The 21,827-nt window shown below is 39.9% G+C and carries 22 protein-coding genes and 4 tRNA genes; 23 read left to right on the top strand and 3 right to left on the bottom strand.

Annotated elements, in window-relative coordinates:
- Positions 1-9 precede the first annotated feature (9 nt).
- A complete protein-coding gene (gene filF, locus AAC851_RS05920) occupies positions 10-2,022 on the top strand; it encodes a putative pilus system protein FilF (protein ID WP_262444725.1) in 2,013 nt (670 codons plus the stop codon).
- Positions 2,023-2,057: 35 nt separating this feature from the next.
- Here the strand turns inward: filF and AAC851_RS05915 are convergent, their stop codons facing one another.
- On the bottom strand, positions 2,058-2,606 hold the full coding sequence (locus tag AAC851_RS05915) for an NUDIX hydrolase (protein WP_005081281.1): 549 nt from the start codon (positions 2,604-2,606) through the stop codon (positions 2,058-2,060).
- A gap of 121 nt (positions 2,607-2,727) precedes the next feature.
- Here AAC851_RS05915 and AAC851_RS05910 point away from each other — a divergent pair, with 121 nt between their 5' ends.
- From AAC851_RS05910 to fghA, 7 genes are all read left to right on the top strand, one after another.
- Positions 2,728-3,342: an NUDIX hydrolase gene (locus AAC851_RS05910; RefSeq protein WP_125501230.1), complete on the top strand. Its 615-nt coding sequence runs from the start codon at positions 2,728-2,730 to the stop codon at positions 3,340-3,342.
- Positions 3,343-3,371: 29 nt separating this feature from the next.
- Complete coding sequence (locus AAC851_RS05905) at positions 3,372-3,899, top strand: gamma carbonic anhydrase family protein (protein ID WP_167365862.1); 528 nt, start codon at positions 3,372-3,374, stop codon at positions 3,897-3,899.
- A gap of 137 nt (positions 3,900-4,036) precedes the next feature.
- Positions 4,037-4,705, top strand: coding sequence for a tRNA (adenosine(37)-N6)-threonylcarbamoyltransferase complex dimerization subunit type 1 TsaB (tsaB, locus tag AAC851_RS05900; protein WP_125501228.1), 669 nt, complete (start codon positions 4,037-4,039; stop codon positions 4,703-4,705).
- Between the two features lie 2 nt (positions 4,706-4,707).
- A complete protein-coding gene (locus AAC851_RS05895) occupies positions 4,708-5,532 on the top strand; it encodes an undecaprenyl-diphosphate phosphatase (RefSeq protein ID WP_005081292.1) in 825 nt (274 codons plus the stop codon).
- Complete coding sequence (locus tag AAC851_RS05890) at positions 5,526-6,335, top strand: class I SAM-dependent methyltransferase (RefSeq protein WP_340600649.1); 810 nt, start codon at positions 5,526-5,528, stop codon at positions 6,333-6,335. Before AAC851_RS05895 ends, AAC851_RS05890 begins: the two co-directional genes overlap by 7 nt.
- A 192-nt stretch (positions 6,336-6,527) precedes the next feature.
- A complete protein-coding gene (locus AAC851_RS05885; RefSeq protein ID WP_118903182.1) occupies positions 6,528-7,970 on the top strand; it encodes a C13 family peptidase in 1,443 nt (480 codons plus the stop codon).
- Complete coding sequence (fghA, locus tag AAC851_RS05880) at positions 7,939-8,778, top strand: S-formylglutathione hydrolase (protein WP_118903180.1); 840 nt, start codon at positions 7,939-7,941, stop codon at positions 8,776-8,778. Before AAC851_RS05885 ends, fghA begins: the two co-directional genes overlap by 32 nt.
- 31 nt (positions 8,779-8,809) lie before the next feature.
- Here fghA and AAC851_RS05875 read toward each other — a convergent pair whose 3' ends face one another.
- A complete protein-coding gene (locus tag AAC851_RS05875) occupies positions 8,810-9,085 on the bottom strand; it encodes a DUF2218 domain-containing protein (RefSeq protein ID WP_004638019.1) in 276 nt (91 codons plus the stop codon).
- A gap of 182 nt (positions 9,086-9,267) precedes the next feature.
- On the opposite strand from AAC851_RS05875, the gene rpe reads away from it, so the two are divergent.
- From rpe to AAC851_RS05800, 15 genes are all read left to right on the top strand, one after another.
- Positions 9,268-9,954: a ribulose-phosphate 3-epimerase gene (gene rpe, locus AAC851_RS05870; RefSeq protein WP_004638020.1), complete on the top strand. Its 687-nt coding sequence runs from the start codon at positions 9,268-9,270 to the stop codon at positions 9,952-9,954.
- 352 nt (positions 9,955-10,306) lie between these two features.
- Positions 10,307-11,464 (top strand): IS4 family transposase, encoded by a 1,158-nt coding sequence (locus AAC851_RS05865; protein WP_008942576.1) that lies wholly within the window; start codon positions 10,307-10,309, stop codon positions 11,462-11,464.
- A gap of 230 nt (positions 11,465-11,694) precedes the next feature.
- A complete protein-coding gene (locus tag AAC851_RS05860; RefSeq protein WP_075316108.1) occupies positions 11,695-12,117 on the top strand; it encodes a hypothetical protein in 423 nt (140 codons plus the stop codon).
- A gap of 63 nt (positions 12,118-12,180) precedes the next feature.
- Positions 12,181-14,067, top strand: a complete 1,887-nt coding sequence (locus AAC851_RS05855; protein ID WP_075316107.1) for a copper resistance system multicopper oxidase — start codon at positions 12,181-12,183, stop codon at positions 14,065-14,067.
- On the top strand, positions 14,054-14,956 hold the full coding sequence (locus AAC851_RS05850) for a copper resistance protein B (protein ID WP_340600648.1): 903 nt from the start codon (positions 14,054-14,056) through the stop codon (positions 14,954-14,956). The genes AAC851_RS05855 and AAC851_RS05850 overlap by 14 nt, the downstream gene beginning before the upstream one ends.
- Before the next feature lie 95 nt (positions 14,957-15,051).
- Positions 15,052-15,555 carry a cobalt transporter gene (locus AAC851_RS05845; protein ID WP_100833292.1) on the top strand — a complete coding sequence of 168 codons (504 nt, stop codon included), beginning with the start codon at positions 15,052-15,054 and terminating at the stop codon, positions 15,553-15,555.
- A gap of 2 nt (positions 15,556-15,557) precedes the next feature.
- Positions 15,558-16,100 carry a hypothetical protein gene (locus AAC851_RS05840; protein ID WP_100833293.1) on the top strand — a complete coding sequence of 181 codons (543 nt, stop codon included), beginning with the start codon at positions 15,558-15,560 and terminating at the stop codon, positions 16,098-16,100.
- A 153-nt stretch (positions 16,101-16,253) separates the two neighbouring features.
- Positions 16,254-16,571, top strand: a complete 318-nt coding sequence (locus tag AAC851_RS05835) for a DMT family transporter (RefSeq protein WP_005081305.1) — start codon at positions 16,254-16,256, stop codon at positions 16,569-16,571.
- Between the two features lie 47 nt (positions 16,572-16,618).
- Positions 16,619-17,107, top strand: a complete 489-nt coding sequence (locus AAC851_RS05830; RefSeq protein ID WP_262444720.1) for a methylated-DNA--[protein]-cysteine S-methyltransferase — start codon at positions 16,619-16,621, stop codon at positions 17,105-17,107.
- A gap of 349 nt (positions 17,108-17,456) precedes the next feature.
- Positions 17,457-18,677 carry a bifunctional glutamate N-acetyltransferase/amino-acid acetyltransferase ArgJ gene (gene argJ, locus AAC851_RS05825; protein WP_340600647.1) on the top strand — a complete coding sequence of 407 codons (1,221 nt, stop codon included), beginning with the start codon at positions 17,457-17,459 and terminating at the stop codon, positions 18,675-18,677.
- Positions 18,678-18,820: 143 nt separating this feature from the next.
- Positions 18,821-19,885, top strand: a complete 1,065-nt coding sequence (gene nadA / locus AAC851_RS05820) for a quinolinate synthase NadA (RefSeq protein WP_125501224.1) — start codon at positions 18,821-18,823, stop codon at positions 19,883-19,885.
- A 142-nt stretch (positions 19,886-20,027) separates the two neighbouring features.
- Positions 20,028-20,104, top strand: a tRNA-Pro gene (locus AAC851_RS05815).
- Positions 20,105-20,173: 69 nt separating this feature from the next.
- Positions 20,174-20,250, top strand: a tRNA-Arg gene (locus AAC851_RS05810).
- A gap of 37 nt (positions 20,251-20,287) precedes the next feature.
- Positions 20,288-20,363: transfer RNA gene (locus tag AAC851_RS05805), tRNA-His, on the top strand.
- A 4-nt stretch (positions 20,364-20,367) separates the two neighbouring features.
- A tRNA-Pro gene (locus AAC851_RS05800) sits at positions 20,368-20,444 on the top strand.
- Positions 20,445-20,618: 174 nt separating this feature from the next.
- Here AAC851_RS05800 and AAC851_RS05795 read toward each other — a convergent pair.
- Positions 20,619-21,425, bottom strand: coding sequence for a hypothetical protein (locus tag AAC851_RS05795; RefSeq protein ID WP_340600646.1), 807 nt, complete (start codon positions 21,423-21,425; stop codon positions 20,619-20,621).
- Positions 21,426-21,827 lie beyond the last annotated feature (402 nt).

Here is a 21,827-nt window from a genome sequence, read left to right as displayed (position 1 = left end):
GAAGTGTTTATGAAAAAAAGGATTGTATTGCCATTTGCACTTTCAGCATTAGCTATTCTATTAAATGGATGTGGTGGTGAAAGCGCTAAAATTAATGAAGATCCACGGAAAGGTGTCACTGGAGTTACATCAAATACCAGTTGTGATGTGAGACAAGATAATTGTTTGCAGTTTGTTCTAGATTATCCAATTGCTGGTATTAATTTTGACTGTAGCAGTGATAATGTGAATCATTTTATAACCAAATCTGATAGTAATGCTGTGACCGGGGCTTGTAAGCTAGGTGATCGGGTTAGTTTTTATATTCAAGGTGAGGAGTCTCCTCGAGTTAGTTTAGGTACGATTCATCTGGATAATATAACAAAAACAAAAGTGGGTGTGCCAGCACGTATTCGAGTTATTGATTTAGCAATGGCTTTAACAGGCAAAAACCCTGCAGAATTGGACATGAATAATGATGATACGACTAAGGTTGCTATAGCCCTGGTTAAGATTTTTCAAAGTTTAGGCGCTGAAAAGAAAAGTAATGTGATTGGTGATATTCAGCCTACAGAAATCACACAGGAGAAAAGAAATCAGCTCAAGGAGATTACTCAGGAGATTGGGGCGGCAGAATTTAATAATGGCCTATATGTTGGTCTAATTAAACCATGGATAGACGTTAGTAAAATCAATAATGAGCAGGCATTTGCAATTGTTAATCAATTACTCAGATTAAGTAATATGGGTGTATGGTATGCAGAGTTGCCAATTTTTAAAGCAGGCAGTGATGGCATAATTGAATTACCGAATGAGGGGAGTGGGGTTTTCCCTGATGGTTTATTTGGTTGTAATCGAGAGCTTTATAAGGACTGCCTCAATATCGGTGAAGATAAAGGAGCCAGTTTACGACATTCGATGGGACGTTTTGAATTACTGACAGATCGTCAAGGGTATATCTTAGGTTATGGTCAACAGTGGAAAGGTGCCCCAACTATAACGAATGATATTATATCCCCCCCACTCGCATTAATTACCAAAGTGAAGCCGGAAAAGCTACAAATCACTGCACAAAAAAATTGGTTTAATTTAGTTAGCCAAGAGATTAACCCAGATCAACCTTTACGCTTTACATTAAATGTGAATACTCCTAGTGAGGATTTATTGATCACACAGGGTAAATTAATTAATGGGTCAAATATTGCAAGTACAGAAGCAGTTTATCGACAATTAACAAAAGCGAAAGCGACTGATCCATTTAATAATGCTAAAGATCTAGGGGAGTGGAAGCAAAGTATTAATGGAGTTAATTATAAAGGTGTAACTGACGTCTTTAAGATTAATCCAGCGAGTTACTTACCGAAAGATGTATTTACTACAGAAAGAAATGTTGAGTCTGGAAAGCGCTATGCATTCCCACTATATGCAACTTTAACATTTAGATTTCAGGATAGTAGCATTTCACCTGTTGATTTAGGTATTGTTATTGATGAACATGGTGATATCCGCACTGACATTAAAAAAGATGCAACAGCTACCGATATGTCAGGCATTTGTGCTAAAGCGGAACCACAAGAGGATGGAACATTCATTGATGAATATGGTGTAACACAATATCGAATTGGTACAACAGGTGGAGCTTTGTATTCAGCAAATGATAAATCTGTTACGGTGCGTATGATTCTAGCAAATCCAAGATTTGGTGCATTAGAAGGGGTGTTATTAGGTTTAAACTTCACATCTTTAGATGGACAATTGAATATTGGTGGTGCAAAAATCAATGTGCACAATTTATTAAACGGACAAGCAAGTGGTATCAACCTCACAAACTTTTCGAATAATACTGCTTCATGGTTAAATAATTATGCTTTATATCTGACAACATATATTAATGTTTATGATCATAAGGATACAGACAAAAGCAAATATGTCGAACCAACAGACCAAGAACGTGAGTTTGCAAAAGGTTATAGAGGTACTGCAAGTATCAAAATCGCAGATCAGAACATCCCTGCTTGTAATGCGATAAAAATAAAACCTTAATTTGTTTAAAGACCGCAATTTGCGGTCTTTTTTATTTAGCCTGTATGGTCTAAACGTGTGCCTAGTGTTTCTAGGTGAGTTGGAAATAAACCTTGCTTTCGATCCGAAAAATAATGTTTTAAGGTTTGTTCTACACTTGGAAACGCGAGTTCGGTCCAAGGTATTTCATGTTCTTCAAATAAACGACATTCGAGACTTTCTTCGCCTGCACCAAATAAACCTTGTTTTAATTGTGCTTTGAACAGTACGTAGATTTGTCCAATACGAGGAATATTGTACATACAATAGAGTTGTTCAATTTCGACTTCAGCTTCAGCTTCTTCACGTGTTTCTCTGGCGGCACCTTGTTCCATGGTCTCAAAAAGTTCCATATAACCCGCTGGTAATGTCCACAATCCATAGCGTGGTTCAATCGCTCTGCGGCATAATAAAACCTTGTCATCCCAAATGGCTAAAGCCCCACAAATCACTTTGGGATTTTCGTAATGAATATTGCCACAATTTGTGCAGACCCATCTTAATTTATGATCACCTACAGGAATTTTTTGTTCGGTTTGATGCCCACACGCAACGCAAAAGCTCATAATTATCATCAGCGGTAGAGATAGCTCAGCATAACTGAATTTTGATGACTTCGCATCATCATCTATGATTGCAGTCAAAAATTCAGCTATGATGATGAACAATCAAAAATGAAAAAAAGAGATGAGTCCTATGGAAGAGGCATCGTTAATACAGCTTTTAGAACAACGGTTGCGTTTTTCCAAACGAATCCAACAAGCAGATGCAGCTGTATTGATCGCAATTACACAGGAGCTACAACCTCGTGTGTTGTTGACACGCCGTTCTATGCAGTTATCACAACATGCGGGTGAGGTATCGTTTCCTGGTGGTAAGCGTGATCCGAGTGATACCAGTAACATTGTGGTTGCACTACGTGAAGCACAAGAAGAAACGGCTTTGAATCCATTTGATGTAAAACTTTTAGGTGATCTCCCGATTCAGCGCGCACGGAGCGGCCTATCTGTGAAGCCGATTGTTGGTTTGATTCCTGCACATGTGGATCTAATACCTCAGCCTTCTGAAATTGATCGTATTTTCTTTGCAGATCTGAAAGCATTGATCGAAGCACCACCACTACCTTATGAGGTGCGTTTAGCTCGACAATCGATTTATTTTCCGAGTATGCAAGTGGAAAGTGAAATTGTATGGGGACTGACCGCTCGGATGTTGATTTCTTTATTTCAATATGGATTGGGATATCAAAAGAATTGGCCTTTTCTTGTTAATCCACCAGATTTTGGTTTATCTAAGTTCTAACTTTTCTATTCAAACGAGTTTTTATCATGATGTATAAATATCAGGGATTGAGTCCAAAAGCATTATATGAACCTTGGGATGGTTGGGCTGCGCCTAATGCAACTGTAATTGGACAGGTTGAGCTCGGGCGACAAGTCAGTATCTGGTTTGGTGCTGTAATACGCGCAGATAATAGTGTGATCCGTATTGGTCATTTTTCTAATATTCAAGAGAATGCTGTTTTACATACCGATGCAGGTATTGAACTCAATATCGGTGAATACGTGACAGTTGGGCATCAGGCAATGTTACACGGTTGTACGATCGGGGATAACTCACTGATTGGTATAAATGCAGTTGTTTTAAATAATGCCGTTATTGGTAAGAATTGTATTATCGGGGCAAATGCATTGATCCCAGAAGGCAAAGTCATTCCTGATAATTCTGTCGTAATGGGGTCACCTGGGAAAGTGGTAAAGACCATAGATGAACAAGGCGCAGCTCGTTTACGGTTGAGTGCATTGCATTATGCAGAGCATTATAAAAACTTTTTAGATTTGGAGCCGTTTAGCTTTTAATTGATATTTTTCTTCAATGAAAATGTGCCAAACAGAAGTTTGGCTTTTTTGTATCTATAGAGAGAACAACTCGAATATGAGAATGGAGTGAGTTATGATATCGCTCGTTTTTCATCATACTTCTCTTAAGGTTTTGCATGAAGTTGCTTGCGTTGGAAACTGCAAATGAGCAGTGTTCCGTATCATTGGTTGATATGACTCAAGAACTCTATTTTCAATTAGATGGGCGTGCCAAAGCACAAACCCAAACGATCTTACCGTTAATTGAAGATGCGTTATTACAAACAAATACACAGTTAAAAGATATTACAGCAATTGCATTTAGCCGTGGGCCAGGTTCTTTTAGCGGAGTAAGAATTAATGCTGCCGTGACACAAGCTTTGGCATGGTCACAAGACTTACCTGTAATTCCTGTTTCTAGTTTACAGGCTTTAGCACAAGCAGCTTTTCGCCATACGGGGCTTCAGCAAGTTACGGCTGTACTCGATGCGCGTATGCAAGAAGTTTATATAGCCAATTTTAGCCTTGATGAACATGGTGTCATGCAGGCAATCGACGATGAGAAACTATTAAATTACGATCAAGCGACGGCGTATTGTAAATTTATAGCGGTTGGTTCTGGTGCTGCACTTATCCAAACTGCTCAGGAAAGTTTGCAAACAATTGTGGCAACTGCACAAGAGATCGCCAGTATTGCAAAAGTTTATGCAACACAGCAGAAATGGGTCGATGCAGAATACGCACTCCCTGTTTATTTACGTGATGATGCATGGAAAAAGATTCCAGAACAAGGTAAAGCGGGTTAGGTATGGATTTGTTACTGCTGCTTAAAGCAGCGATCATGGGTATTGTCGAAGGTATTACTGAGTTCTTACCGATTTCAAGTACAGGTCACTTGATTTTGGCATCGGAATTGATGGATTTCTGGACAACTGAGAAAAGTGCGGTTTTCGTTGTCGCAATTCAGATTGGTGCAATTGCAGCCGTGATTTATGAATACTGGTCACGTTTGTGGAATGCCGCGACAGGGATGGTGACTGGTGAGGAAAAAGGTCGTCGTTTAGGGCTGAGTCTTATTTTTGCGTCGATTCCAATTGTGTTGGTTGGTTTAACCTTTGGGCAATTCATTAAAGAAGTACTTTTTAATGATGTTATTGTCGCTTTAGGCTTAATTATTGGTGGTTTAATTATTATTTGGGTTGAGAAGAATCCACCTAAAATTAATGCAGTAGAAGTTGAGAATATTACCTTTAAGCAAGCTGTTTGGATTGGTCTTATTCAAGTGCTCGCTTTGATTCCGGGAACTTCACGTTCTGGTGCAACGATTATCGGTGCAATGTATTTAGGGGTGTCTCGTAAAGCGGCAACCGAGTTTTCATTCTTCTTGGGTATTCCTGTGATTATTGGTGCAGGTTTATTAGATTTATATCAGAGTTATCATGTCTTTGATGGTCTAGAGGATTGGACTGTCATTGCGGTAGGTCTGGTTGTTTCCTTTATCTCTGCTTTACTTCTGATCCGTGCATTGGTTGCCTATGTGGCTAAGCGTGACTTTATGATTTTCGCGTGGTACCGCATTGCTTCAGGTTTATTGATTTTATTATTGTTCTTTACTGGTTGGAAATTATGGTAAGCGGGTTTCGCTTATTTTACCAAGCCACAGATATTGAAAAAGCACAGCATTATCATGCTGTGCTTTCTTTACGTGGCGTTCAGGTCGAACTTTGTGTGATTGAGCAATTAAATGCTCGTTTTTTACGTTTGAATCCTGAATTAGGTCTGTGTGTTGATGCATCTGGATTATGGCTATGTGCAAATGGCATGAAAATGCGACCAGATTGGCAGGCAGAAATTCCTCGTTTAAAACGTGCTAGTTTGAAGTCGGAAATGCTTGCACGAGCATGTCAGTTGTCTGAAAAACCAAGTCTGCTTGATGCAACAGCTGGGTTAGGGCATGACAGTTTGTTGATGGCGCACTTAGGTGCGACGGTGCAACTGGTCGAACGAAATCCAATTTTATTTAGTTTGTTGGAAGATGCGCATCTTCAGGCGCAGCAAGATACATATTTGCAAGCAACAGCGTCAAGGATTCAACTGGTATTTTCAGATTCAGCTGGTTATTTACAACAGTTCAAACAGCAGGATCAATCTATTGATGTTCTGTATTTAGATCCAATGTTTCCACAACGAGATCAAAACCAACAGGCAATCAAAAAACAAGCCCAAGTTAAAAAGCAAATGCAGCTTTTACATTTATTGTTACCTGAAGATGGAGAAATGGATTTAGGTGATGAGTTACTTGCTTTGGCTCGCCAAGTCGCTAAACGTGTTATTGTGAAGCGTCCGCGACATGCAGTTTTTCTAGCTGACCAAATGCCAGATCATCAATGGTTAGGTGATGCCTGTCGTTTTGATGCTTATTTTTCAAAAGATTAGTTTTAAATTTTGTTCAAATGATTGTGTGGCTTAGGTCAATGCTCCGTAAAGATTTGTGATATAGTGCCAAAGCATAATTGCTAAAAAAATCTGCCCCAGCATACACTAGCATTGCACATTATATCTTTCTGAAAAATGAGATTCATTCTATAAAAAGAATGGCATATTTTGAGTTTAGTCCCGAAGAATTCTATGATAGACCTCAAACCATCGATAAATATCTGGCATGATTTTAAAAGTAACCAAATTGCTGGAATGTGGTTATTTCTAGGTTCGCGCCGTTCTTTACAAGTGGTTCATCCATCCATTGCTCAGTTGATTCTATGGGGAATATTGGGGGCTTGTACCAACTCACTCTATAGCTGGTTAGTGGCAGGACAGGTTGGAGACTTTAATTCTCAAGGTTTAATTGGTTACGCGCTTTGGCCTTTTATTGCATTGATCGTTGGGATTTTCTTATCTCAACGGATGAATCAACCTCGTTTAATGTTGGTGCCTGCATTGTTGTGGTTAGTGCTTGATACCAATATTTTACTTTTACAGTGCCTCGTTCAGTATCTTGGTTCAAACGGCTATCTCAACTTTATCCCAGATAGTATATATAACGGCTTTTTACCTCCGTTATTTGCCGCTCTTTTTGTTTGGCAAAGTTTAGCCGTGATTTGGGTGATTTCTCGGGCATTGAATTGGCCATGGTGGGAACGCGCCTTAGTTTTTGTGGCAACGATTGCAACCTTGGTTGTTTGGCAGCTTTCCGTAAAAGACCAACCGATTTGGAAAGTTGAAGAGAGACCAGCAAGTTTTGCTGAAGATGCTTTTTATGCTCAAAGTCATTTGTTAAATAATGCATTGGACCAAATTCAGTTTAGTGATCTTGCGACAAGTCATTGGTATTTTTTAGGCGTAGCAGGGGATAGTTATGCTGATGTTTTCCGTTCTGAAATTGAACGAATAAAAGAACAGTTTGATACCCGTTTTGGGACTTTTGGTCGTTCGATTATGCTGGTGAATAATCCAGCGACACGCTTAGATATCCCGATTGCTTCAAAAACCAGTATTGAGTTGGCCTTGCGCCGTATTGGTCAGCAGATGAATCGTGATAGTGATGTTTTATTTTTATATATGACGTCACATGGGGAACGTAACCATTTTGAGCTTGAAAATGCACCATTGGATTTAGGGCAGATCGATCCTAAATGGTTACGTGAGACGCTAGATAAGGCTGGTATTCGCTGGCGTGTTATTGTGATCTCGGCTTGTTATTCTGGCAGTTTTATTCCTGCGTTACAGTCACCTGATACCTTAATTATCACCGCATCTGCTGCGGATAAGACTTCTTTTGGTTGTAATAGCGAAGCGGATTATACTTATTTTGGTCGCGCATTTTTTGATTTAGCCATGCGTGAACAAGACTCAATGAAAATGGCATTTGAGCAAGCTAAGCAAACAGTGACTAAATGGGAAATCGCACAGGGCGTTGAACCTTCTGAGCCACAATGGTCAATCGGTCGGAATATGGAGTTAATGTTACCGCAATTAGAGCCATACTTATTTCCTAATCAGCGGTTAGCATCTGAACCAGTAAAAACACAGGATAATGAACATGCAATTACTGCAAAAAAATCGTTGTTTTGACGGTGAGCAACAAACTTATCAGCTTCAGTCTCAATACCTTAAAGGTTTGACAAAAGTTGGGGTTTACCTACCGCCAGCAGCCTTGGAAGGAAAACCATGTTCAGCAATATTTTATCTTGCGGGGTTGACCTGTACTGAAGAAACTTTTGCAATTAAAGCTCATGCGCAACGTATGGCAGCTCGCTTAAGTTTGATATTGATCATGCCTGATACCTCTCCTAGAGGTGACCAAGTTGCACAAGGCGATCATTGGGATATTGGTCAGGGGGCTGGCTTTTATATCAATGCAACACAACAACCTTGGGCGGAGCATTACCAAATGGAGTCCTATTTGGTGGATGAGTTATATGCACAGGTATTGCAAAAGTTTCCAATTATTGAAAATCAAGTGGGAATTTTCGGGCATTCGATGGGCGGTCATGGCGCATTGACTTTAGCATTTAAGTATCCTGAACAATTTAAATCCGTGTCAGCTTTTGCACCGATTTGTGCTCCAAGCGTATGTGCTTGGGGAGAAAAGGCTTTTAGTCAATATTTAGGTGATGATCGAAACTCTTGGTTGGCGCATGATGCGACGGCATTAGTACAGCAAAAAGGGAAATTGTTTGATGAAATATTAATTGATCAGGGTAAAGATGATCAGTTTTATGCTCAACTCAACCCTGAAAAATTTAAACAAACATGTTTGGATGTAGGGCAGCCGCTGACTTTAAGGTTACACCAAGGTTATGATCACGGTTATTACTTTATCCAAAGTTTTATTGATGACCATTTGCAGTTTCATGCAATACAGCTAGAAAAAGCGTAGGGTTAAAAGGAACGTTTTGGGCGTTCCTTTTTTAGTTATGTTTCCATTCAACAATAAATTCTTGTTGAGCCATGCGGTTTAAATGGTCAATCACCACTTGCTCTAAATGTGTAACATCATCTTGTTGATTTTCAATCAGTACATCTAAATGCTGTTCTTGAGGTGTTAATGTCACCGTTGCCGTTGGCATAAATATTTTCGAATATGCTTCGGTTTCAGATACCTCAAATTTATGTTTCCAATGATTTATTAAACGTTTGCTGATACGTTTACCTTCGTTTGTTGTCAATTGTGTTGAACTATTCATGATCTAAAATCTTTTGATGACAGGCAAATAAAAATAACAAATCGATTTCGCTTTAGAAATAGTATTCCTGCAACGGGATGTTGCATCTTTGCAATGCTATCTTGATCACTTTATAACAGACTTCACTGTGTTGAATTTGTTATACTTGATCAATCATTTTTTCAGAGTTTGCCAGGTCATCCATGTCCAAGCCTTATTTAATTGCACCTTCGATTTTATCTGCTGATTTCGCACGTTTAGGAGAAGATGTAGAAAAAGTGCTAGCTGCAGGTGCAGACGTTGTACATTTTGATGTAATGGACAATCATTATGTGCCAAACCTGACTTTTGGTGCACATATTTGTAAGGCACTGAAGAGTTATGGAATCAAAGCACCGATTGATGTTCATCTTATGGTGTCACCTGTTGATCGAATGATTGGTGATTTTTTAGAAGCAGGTGCAGATATTATTACTTTCCATCCAGAGGCTACTGAGCATATTGATCGTTCTTTGCAATTGATCAAATCTGGTGGAGCAAAAGCAGGATTGGTATTTAATCCAGCAACACCATTGCATTATCTTGATTATGTTTTAGATAAAGTCGATCAAATCTTGTTGATGAGTGTAAACCCTGGTTTTGGTGGGCAAAAATTCATTCCAATGACTTTAGATAAATTGCGTCAAGCTCGTAAAATTATTGATGCGAGTGGTCGTGATATTCGTTTAGAAGTCGATGGTGGCGTTGGTCCTGCAAATATTCGCGAAGTGGCAGAAGCTGGTGCAGATATGTTTGTTGCGGGCTCTGCAATTTTTGGCCAACCAGACTACAAAACGGTGATTGACCAGATGCGTGCAGAGTTAGCCAAAGTGAATCAGATCGAAATTTGACACTATTTTAAACGCAGGTCGAGCAAAGTTCTCGTCTAAAGCATGAGGAAATATTCCGCAATAGGGGGCTTTTTTGACTCGCCATTCGAGCGTATGAGGAACATGTTTCGCAAGGTCTTGCATGTGGATAACTTTGTTTATAACTCGGTGGATAACCGTGTTGATAACCACGTGGATAAGATGTTGTTAAAATAAACAAAATGATTTCAGTTGTTTATATATACATCGAATTGATGAAAAAAGGACAAGTTTTTGCACTGCTGTCCCATAGTTTTGTTTAAATAAAAAACCTGAGTCCAAAATAGTTAAAATATAAGTGCGAACAAACACTTTAACTACAAGGACTCAGGTTTTGTCACATCAGAATACCGTATTTCATCAATTACTTAAACCTATTTCACGATGTGATTTTGAACGTCTTGCCAAGCAGCATCATTGTGGACAAAAATTAAGATCAGCCACACGCTGGGATCAGTTTATTGCCATATTGATGTCCCAGCTGTCCTGTCGGCAAAGCTTAAGAGATATTCAATCCAATCTCGAATCACAGCAGGAAAAGCTCTATCACCTCGGTGCTAAGACTATTGCACGAAGCACCTTGGCAAGAATCAATCAAGAACAACCTGCCAGCCTATATCAGCAATTATTTACTCAGTTACTTCGGCATTGTGAAAACACAAAGATTGCACATAAATTTCGATTTAAGAATCCGCTGTATTCACTTGATGCAAGCCACATTGATCTTTCACTGTCCTTATGCGAATGGGCAAAAGTACATGAATCCAAAGCGAGCATTAAACTGACAGTTGGATTAAATCACAGCAATACGATTCCTGAATTTGTTGCACTCGGAGATGGTATTGAAAATGATATGGTGCAAGGCAGATTACTCAAATTTCCACCTGGAAGTATCGTAGTTTTTGACAAGGGGTATGTTGATTATCAGTGGTTTGCAGAGATGACTGACCGAAAAGTCAGCTTTGTGACACGGCTAAGACCGAAGACGGTTTATGAAGTAAAGTCAAAACGTGAAGTATACGCTTGCAAAGGAATTCTTGCGGATGAATATATTGAGTTGAGCAGTGATTATGCTAAAAAGCGTGGTGCACCGAAGCGATTAAGACGAATAGAATTTTATGATGTTGAAAAGAAAAGGACATTTGAATTTCTAAGTAACAACTTTCATCTAGCTGCATCGACTATTGCAGCAATTTACAAAGATCGTTGGAAAGTAGAATTATTTTTCAAAGCGATTAAACAGAATTTAAAATTGAAATCATTTCTAGGTCGAAGCCGAAATGCCATACAAACTCAAATATGGATTGCATTAATTGCCTATTTATTAGTGAGTTTTGCAAAACATATGGCTCATGAGGGATGGACTGTCCAGAGATTATTAAGAATTATTCAGGTCAATTTATTTGAAAGAAAACTTCTAAAGGCATTATTTTTACCCGATAAGAAGTGGCGAAAACAAGAAGAACCTCAATTGAGGTTCTTCTTGGAATAATTGTGGGACAGCAGTGCAAGTTTTTGTCCTTTTTTTGTGCGCTAAATTATTTATTTTGCTCTATTTTTACTCATGACCTTGTTTGAGTGCTGTTGTTGAATAAATCAGCATTCATATTTAATAAGTCCACTCTATATTGCAGAATCAGAACATAAAGAGGATTGTGTATAAGTAATAAAGAATTTATGCTACCTTGATCTAAAATTTTAATTTTCCTAAAGGATCCCTCAGTGCAACTACTGAAAAAATGCAAACATGTATGGTTTGTATTCCTGATGATATTTTTCATCGGGGGAAGTAGTGTGGCTGTTGCTGCAGCGCAAGTATTGCATTCTGATCAAGCGTCCTCAGTTTCCACTATGGCAAAGATGCCATGTCATAATGAGAAAATGATTGATCAATCTCATCATTTGCAAAAGCATGACGTGAGTAATCTGCCATCATGCCATGATGGGAAAATGCAGAGTCAACAGCATTGTCAGGACTGTAATCATCCCTCCCATTGTCAAACTGTCAGTTTCGCTTTAGATCAACAGCTTCCAGATTTATCGTTATTGGTGTCTGTGGAGTTAAGTATAGATAAGAAAACGGACTATCAAGCTCGCCACCTTGCGGGCTACTGGCAGGAAATTTTACGCCCGCCCAAAGCCTAGTCTGTTGAATTTTTCCCTTTCATAGAAAGGAGAAGCATTTTTTTAACAGATTAGGAAAAGATCATGTCTACCAAAATTTATGCGAGTGTTATCGCAAGTGTTAGCTTATTGTTTGCACCCTATAGTTGGGCAGCAATTAAAGAGTATCATCTGAATATCAATCAAGAGATAGTCAATATCACAGGTAAACCTGTCAAAAAAATCACGGTAAATGGCAAATTTGTAGCGCCTCTTTTAGAGTTTGAAGAAGGGGATGAGGCGGTTATTCATGTACATAATCAACTAAAAAATCAAGATACGTCATTGCATTGGCATGGCTTACTTTTACCGGGTTTGATGGATGGTGTACCAGGGTTTAATGGCTTCCAAGGGATAAAACCTAATGGGAGTTTTGAGTATCGTTTTAAGGTTCGTCAGAACGGCACTTATTGGTATCACGCACATAGTAAAGGACAAGAACAAGATGGTTTGTATGGTGCATTTGTCATTTATCCTAAAGGAAAAAAGCCTGTTGCAGCACATGAAAATGCTGAACGTGATTATGTAGTGATGCTTTCAGACTTTCATGAAACGGGAAGTGATCAGATCATGGCAAACCTTAAAAAGTCTGCTGAGTATTATCAAAATCAACGTGAAACAGTTGGAGATGTTTGGAAACAGATCAAGCAACAAGGCTTAAAAGCGACATGGCAAGACCGTTCGATGTGGAATCAGATGCGGATGCTTAAAACAGATTTATCGGACGTCACTGGTTATACTTTTTTGGTTAATGGTAAAACGCCGCAGCAGAATTGGACTGGTGCATTTAAGACAGGTGAAAAAGTTCGTTTGCGTTTTATCAATGCATCAGCAATGTCATTTTTTGATGTTCGGATTCCAAATTTAAAAATGACTGTCGTTAGTGCGGATGGTCAGCCTGTGCAACCTGTATCTGTAGATGAGTTTCGTATTGGCGCTGCGGAGACTTATGACGTAATTGTTGAGCCACAACAAGCACATTATCAAATTGAAGCAGAGTCGATCGATCGATCTGGTTTTGCAATCGCATCTTTACACAACGAAATGCATCCTCAATCACAGCACAAAGTGCATATACCCACAGCTCGTCCACGTGCTTTGTTGACCATGGAAGATATGGGGCATGGATCACATGATCAAATGGATCATAGTACACATCAACAGATGGATCACAGTATGCATGGTCAAATGGACCATAGCTCACATCAACAGATGGACCACAGTATGCATGATCAAATGGATCATAGCGCACATCAGCAGATGGACCACAGTAAGCATGGCCAAATAGACCATAGTGCACATCAGCAGATGGATCACAGTAAGCATAATCAAATGGATCATAGTGCACATCAGTCGCATCAATCATCAACTGAGAATCAAAAGGCAAAATCTAAAACGGTTTATGGTTGGGCAAATGCAGCAACGCCAATGGGACACAAAGCTCTACAGTATGCTGATCTAAAATCTTTAACATCTCAACCCGATACGCGTCCAGCAGAAAGAGAGTTAGTTATTCGTCTTGGCGGTACGATGGAGCGATATATTTGGACAATTGATGGTAAGAAATTTAGCGATAAAGATTTTGAACCCTTGAAAGTGAAATATGGTGAGCGTATTCGTTTGAAGTTTGTGAACGAAAGCATGATGGCTCACCCTATGCATTTACATGGCATGTTTATGCAATTGGAAAATGGGCAAAAAGCGGCCAACATGCCCAATAAACATACCATTGTTGTTCCACCGGGACAAACTGTCACAGCAATGTTGACTGCAGATGAATTGGGAGAGTGGGCGATACATTGTCATTTACTGTTTCATATGTCAGCGGGCATGATGAGTAAATTGATTGTTGCAAATGTCGATGATTCAAATGCAGCACCACAGAAAACATCTATTCAATCTTCTCAAGGAGCAAGCCATGCACATCATTAAGCGAGCTTCTGAGATGAAACGTTATTCCCAATTATTGGCAATAGGAGGCATCGTCTCTACTTTCAGTGCATTGAGCTATGCACATGAAGGACATAATCACTCGATGCAAATGGATCTATCGACACAACAAAACGTGGCGATGAATGCATCAGAGACGAAGGATCACTCACCGCTTCAAAGCCCAAACATTTCCGCTCAAATGCAGAATAAAGCTGAGCATGCAGACCATTTCAAGGAACATGGCGGACAGATTTATCAAGCGACGCAGTCAGATACTCAATGGCTGCTTGATGAGGATGGGCAGGGCACCCTCAAATCCAAGTTGAAAACTTGGGTGGGAACGGATGAGAATAAATTATTTATCATTGCAGATTATGCCAAGGCTGAGTCAGAAAAATCGGAGCAAAGTTTGGCTGCCTTATACAGTCGGAATATTGCAGATTTTTGGGATATACAAGCAGGGGTAAATTACCGATATAACCCTGATCGCAAGGTTGATAAGGAACAATCTGAGGCTGTCATCGGTTTGCATGGTATGGCTCAGTATTTTTTTGAAACCGATGCACATATGTATATTGGACAAAATCAACAATGGCGTTTTGTATTGGAAACAGAACGAGATTTGTTACTGACCCAAAAGTTAATTCTACAGCCTTATCTGGAAATGGAATGGGTACTGCGAGATGAGTCTAAATATGCCTCCAAAACGGGTCTTGCGGATGCAGAAGTGGGGATTAAAACCCGCTATGAAATTGTTAAGAATCGAGTGATGCCTTTCATCGATGTCGGTTATGGTTATAGCAAAGGACGTAAAGAAACCAATTGGCAAACAGCCAGTGATTCTAAAACGGGTTGGTTCTATGGTGCAGGTCTGTCGCTAAAGTTCTGATATTTTTATCTAAAATATCTTAAGAAATGTCATTTTTTCGAGATACTGTTGGTTTATACTAACAGTATCTTTTTTGAGTCATTTATGGTGCATCAATGGCTTTAGAACAACAAGATGATCAAATAACAGCGAAAACAAAACGACCTAATTTGCAAAAAGAACATATCCAGCATTTGAATCGTTCCCAACTGGAGTTGATTCCTACTGATGGTCGCATGAGTGTTAGTTTTTATTATATTCCCCACATGTCGAGTGCAGTTGAGGCACAACGAGTAAGATCAGCTTTAGTTCCATTTGCCGATTTGTTATTGGAACATAGTATCGATTATGAAGCGCGACATTTGTCTGTTTATCATCACTATCCGATTGATGTGGTCACAGTTGCATTACAACGTTTAAGTTTAGGTGCTGAACTACAACAAACAACAACGCATTATGAGCCGCTGGAGGTTGTTATACCGAAAGCAGACCCAGAATGGTCTAGTCAGACTCAGTCTGAAGAAAATGATCTACATATCTTTCAAAAAGTTATACGTACTATTGTTGTCAGATTTAAACAATGGTTGGATATATTGCTCAGAAATAACAAGGGTAAGTAAGCATGCCTAGATGGATCTACGGCGTAATGGGGATTGCTTTAATATGGTTGGTTTGGACCAATTGGCTCAAACCCGTCCCAAATCTTACTCAAGTTACTGCACAGGGAGTACAGATTGTAGAATTGGAAACTTATGAGGGCGCTTTTCGGGTACTTGCTCGTAAGGATTATCATGCTGGTCGTGAGTCAGAGTTTTCCCCAATTGATTTAGCTGTAGGATGGGGCGATATGGCAAAGCCAGAAATTTATAAGCAAGTTGAAATTTCTCAGCGGAATCGTTGGTATTACTGGCGAGTCGATTCTGAGCCACCGATAGCACTTCGGCAAATCGCTGTGCAGAGTGCCAATATGCATTTGGTACCTGCAACTGAAGAGGTTGCTAAGCAACTTAAGCAGATTAAAAAAGATGATTTGGTTTACCTAAAAGGGGCCTTAATTGAGATTCAGGCACCAGATGGTTGGCGATGGCGGAGTTCCTTGTCTCGTGAGGACACGGGCAGTGGCGCCTGTGAGTTAATGCGAGTAGATCGTGTAGTTTGGCATTGAGAGTGTGAAAATTCTTGAACATCACCTGTTTTAGATACATAACAATTCACATAATCATCGTATTTTAAATTACACTAATTCACAGAGTAGGACGACCTCTCGCTAAAGAATCATGTTGGGACGACCCAACCCTTGCTATGTATGAGAGACAAAATGGCGTGGGCAATTTTAATTTTGGCAGGTATTTTCGAAATTATTTGGGCGTATTCAATGAAACTGTCAGAGGGGTTTACCCGTTTAACACCGACAGTCATCACCCTTGTTTTTATGATTTTGAGCTTTGGCTTACTTGCAACTGCAATGAGAACTTTACCCCTAGGTACAGCTTATACGGTTTGGACGGGTATTGGTGCAATTGGTTCGTTTGTGATAGGAATTGTGGTACTGAATGAACCAATGACGGCAATGCGGATGATTGCAGCCGTGTTGATTGTTTCTGGTCTGGTATTGATGAAACTCTCCTCAAATTAAAATACGCTCTCTTCAAGAGAGGTGGAATAGCTCAAAGGAAATCGTTGATGCAACTGGTTTATATGTATATGGAATCTCCAGTAGGTGCATTAAAGCTGGTTGCTCATGATCAGGCCTTAGTAGCTGTCATGTGGGACAATGAAGATCATAAGCGTGTACGTTTAGCTCAGTTGATTGAAAACAATCAACATCCCATTCTCCTTAAAGTTAAGCAACAATTAGATGAATATTTTGCAGGGCAACGTCAGCAATTTGACTTGCCTTTAGATTTTCAAGGAACTGCATTTCAACAACAAGTTTGGCAAGCGTTACTGACAATTCCTTTTGGGCAAACTCGAAGTTATAAGGATATTGCGCTTCAGATTGGTAATGTAAAAGCTGTTCGTGCCGTGGGCGCTGCCAATGGGAAAAATCCAATTTCGATTGTTGCGCCGTGTCATCGGGTGATTGGTTCGAGTGGGGCATTGGTGGGTTTTGCAGGTGGTCTAGATAAGAAGCAGATTTTACTGAGTTTAGAGCAAAACCAAATTCCATAATCTGTATTGTTAATACTCGATTTTCATTTCTTTTTGGAATAAGCTACCAAAGCAGATATGAATCAACATATTTTATGACTTGAACCGTAACTCATTTATTAGCGAGGCGGTGTCTTGCTTAGCGTAATCCAATGTTAGGAATAACCTTCGGTTCGAGTTACTTTGGTTTCGCCCAAAGTAACCAAAGGCATTGTCTCTTCAAAACCTGTTCACTTATTGCATTTGTTTTATCTATCGCAGAAACGGGATATTACAAACACTACGCAGGTTGTAGATGACCTTTCCGAGTCTCATATATAAGGTATGTATTCATTTACTTTTTCATAACAAATTGAATGGAAGTTTAAAAATGGCTGTTGGTGACGTAACGATGCCACTTATGCATGTGGTGCAGGGTGTAAAAATTGGCTCAACTGAGGCGTATGTACGTTATCCAAATCGACGAGACCTAGTCATTTTTGAATTGGCAGAAGGCTCAAATGTTGCGGGTGTATTTACCCAAAATGCATTTTGTGCTGCACCTGTCCATGTTTCCAAAGCTCATCTCGCGCAAGGAAATCCTCGTTATTTAGTGATTAATACTGGTAACGCCAATGCAGGTACCGGACCAACGGGCTTGAAAAATGCTCAAGATACTTGTGCGCAGTTGGCTGAACTGACTGGGGTAAACAGTTTTGAGGTTTTACCTTTTTCTACAGGTGTTATTGGTGAGCAGCTTCCGATGGAGCGCTTGTTGGCTGGACTTCAACCCGCACTAAATACATTACAACCGTCTGCTTGGGCGGATGCTGCTTCTGGCATTATGACCACAGATACTGTACCAAAGGGTGCATCTGAACAATTTGAAATTGATGGGATCACCTATACCATGACGGGGATCAGTAAAGGCGCTGGAATGATCCGTCCAAATATGGCCACCATGTTGAGTTTCGTTGCGACAGATGCGCCGATTAGTCGTGATTTGGTACAAAGCTTATTAAAGACCACAGTTGAACATTCATTTAATCGAATTACGATTGACGGTGATACCTCAACCAATGACTCTTGTATACTTGTAGCAACGGGTCAAGCAGGTGGAACTGAAATTACCTCAAAAGATGATGCACGGTATACCAAAGTGTTAGAGGTACTGGCACGTATCATGAACCGTTTAGCACAGTTGATTGTCCGTGATGGTGAGGGAGCAACCAAGTTTATTACCGTTGCTGTAGAAGGTGGTGCAAATACCCAAGAGTGTTGTGATATTGCCTATAGTATTGCCCATTCACCCTTAGTGAAAACCGCGCTTTTTGCATCAGACCCGAACTGGGGGCGTATTTTGGCTGCGATTGGTTATGCTGGCGTCAAAGATTTAGATGTCTCCAAAATTCAGGTGTGGCTAGACGATGTACAAATCTGTAAAGATGGCGGCGCAGCCGAAGATTACACAGAAGATGCTGGTGCACGGGTTATGGCACAAACCGAAATTACAATTGGTGTTAATTTAGGTCGAGGTCAGGCCAAAGACACGGTATACACCTGTGATTTATCTTATGACTATGTGAAAATTAATGCCGATTATCGTTCGTAAATTTGCGCTATAATACAGCCTCCACAGTGAGGCTTTTTTAATATCGCTTGTTTGTGGACGATGTGATTTATCCCAAATGATCACCTGATACCCACGTTATAAGTTTGCAGTGATGCAAACACGCAGGATAGAGAAGACGTTTTATGAATGATACGAATTTAATTGCGAACGAAGCCAAAAATATTGTGCAGGCGCATTTAGATCGTTTGGGTGAGCCAAAGGACCATAGCCTCAGCCCAGAAGTGAAACAAGAAAAATTTGCTCAAATTGCAGCCGAGCTTAAGAAGCGCAATGCTGTACTCGTGGCTCACTATTACTGTGATCCTGACGTGCAAGAACTTGCAGAACTAACAGGTGGTTGTGTTTCAGATTCTTTGGAAATGGCTCGTTTTGGTCGTGACCATCCAGCAACAACACTTGTGGTTGCTGGAGTGAAGTTTATGGGTGAAACCTCAAAAATTTTATCTCCTGAAAAAACGGTTCTCATGCCAACCTTAGAAGCAACCTGTTCACTAGATATTGGTTGTCCTGTAGATGAGTTTTCTGCGTTCTGTGATCAGCATCCTGATCATACTGTGGTGGTGTATGCCAATACTTCAGCGGCGGTAAAAGCACGTGCAGACTGGGTGGTCACATCAAGTTGTGCGGTTGAGATCATTGAACATTTGGATAGTTTAGGTGAAAAAATTATTTGGGCACCTGATCAGCATTTAGGGCGTTATATTCAAAAGAAAACGGGCGCTGAAATGTTATTGTGGGATGGTGCTTGTATCGTACATGAGGAATTTCGTGCGCGTGGCATCGCCCAAATGAAAGCGCTTTATCCTGATGCTGCTGTGTTAGTGCATCCAGAATCTCCTGAGTCTGTAGTTGATATTGCTGACGCAGTGGGTAGTACTTCGCAACTGATCAAAGCAGCACAGACTTTGCCTCATAAACAAATGATCGTCGCAACAGATCGCGGTATTTTTTATAAAATGCAACAAGCGGCGCCAGATAAAGAGTTATTTGAAGCTCCGACAGCAGGCGAAGGTGCAACCTGCCGTTCATGCGCGCATTGTCCTTGGATGGCAATGAACGAACTAGATGGAATTTTGCATGTATTACAACATGCTGATCAAGAAATACACGTTGATCCTGCTTTGTCTGAACGTGCCAAATTACCATTAGATCGTATGTTGAACTTTAGTGCTTCATTGAAGCGTTAAAAACAACCAAAATGCTTGTTAAATATACATTTGATAAGGGTTTTTAATATTTTTGAAAAATAGGTGTTGACGTTCTAGGGCGTCAAGCCTAGAATGCACACCGTACCGCACGATGTGCGATACAATAAAAGCTGAGAGAAATCGGAGCATAGCACAGCCTGGTAGTGCACCTGGTTTGGGACCAGGGGGTCGTAGGTTCGAATCCTACTGCTCCGACCATTTAAATAATGTTGTAAAACATTGGTTTAAGATCGGCGAAGTATCGCTTGATAGTATTATCATCGTTATGCGCCTGTAGCTCAGTTGGATAGAGCATCCGCCTTCTAAGCGGATGGTCACAGGTTCGAATCCTGTCAGGCGCGCCATTTATGGGTAGCTTGGTACATAGAATCAAACGTTATGGTGGATGTAGCTCAGTTGGTAGAGCCCCGGATTGTGATTCCGGTTGTCGCGGGTTCGAATCCCGTCATTCACCCCACAAACGGAGCATAGCACAGCCTGGTAGTGCACCTGGTTTGGGACCAGGGGGTCGTAGGTTCGAATCCTACTGCTCCGACCATCATCTTAAAGATGAGATAAAATTCCGCTAGTTTAGCGGTTTTTTTATGTCTGGATTTTTTAAAGCTTAACTCCTTGGGTTCAGTGATTGAGTTGTTGGATAAAAAGCCATAACACTCGTATTTATATTGCACCAGTGATTTTCTATAATATTTTGTGATAAAAATCGATATTTTTATCGCGCCAGTTCCGCTTTTTTAAAACTATCTATATCTACAAAATAATCATTAAATAGACCTTGTCGAATGGTCACTTCATAATGTTTTCCCTGTTTTAAATCAGCATTATAGCCCTGCCAGTCTTGATGGATATAAATATAAGGTAGCTTAAATTTTTGTGCCAAGATGGGGTCAAGTCGCCAGACTTGTGAACGATGATCCATTTGCTCAAAGGTCATATGGATGACTTGTTGGCTACTGGTGTGTTCGCTATAAAGACGATTACATTGTAAAGCCAGGAAATACAAGCTACAGCCTAGAACAAAGCTACAGATTGTGGCGCTGATTAATGGATACTTTTTCTTTTCAGCTTTAATGAAGGGATAAATGATCAACAAAGCTAAAAGCATAAAAATAGGAAGTGGACTATAAGGCTCAATAGCGAAATGTAATCCATTTGAGAATTGGAAAGGTAATACTGCACCTATAATTCCAATGAAAACAGAAATCATAATAATGGATGGTGTTCGTTTACCAATGTCTTGAGCCTGACGTTCCTGTTGTAATTGTCGTGGTGATGGTGTTTCGATATATTCAGGATTAAATTGCCATTCTTGTTTGAGAATTTGAAAGAGCTTATCGACTTGTTTTTTGGAAAAAAGGTGTAGATATAGCTGGTTTAAGGGAGGACGAAATAAAGAACCATTAACTTTGTTTTGAGGAAATGTCAGTATGGCATGTTGTTGCCAAAAAGTTTGAGGATCTGGGCGTTTAAATAAGGTTAGTTTACGATTAAGTTCGAGCTGTTGATGGTTTTGTGGCATCTTTAAGTGTATGGAATGGGTTAAGTCAGCTTGAAATGTAGTTGCGATGAAAATCTTGCCAAGAGAGACGACTGCTTTTTCTGTAGTGAGCTGAAATTTTATAAAGTAAAGTACAAGCCCAGTCATGAGCATGAAAAGTAAATGAAAAATTTGCTTATTCGAATGGTTGTTGTGCTGATCAATAAATAATATTGGCAGTAGCATGAATGTTATTGAAAAAATGATCAGACTTATTCCCATCCAGCGTAATTTTTGAGGATGTGCCTGAAATAAGGGGCTGTGATTCTGTTGGAAGTGTTTCATCATTATTTTAATGTATTGAATTTTGGGGTATTTTATGGGCAGAGTAAGTAATTTAAAAGTACTTTCTGTTTTGTCTACAATTATTTTAGAAAGTTAGAC

Source organism: Acinetobacter sp. HZNU-JH01, assembly GCF_037996845.1.
Classification (GTDB): Bacteria; Pseudomonadota; Gammaproteobacteria; order Pseudomonadales; family Moraxellaceae; genus Acinetobacter; species Acinetobacter haemolyticus.
The sequence above is the reverse complement of the archived record's forward strand: the minus strand, read 5'-3'. Positions and strand labels throughout refer to the sequence as shown.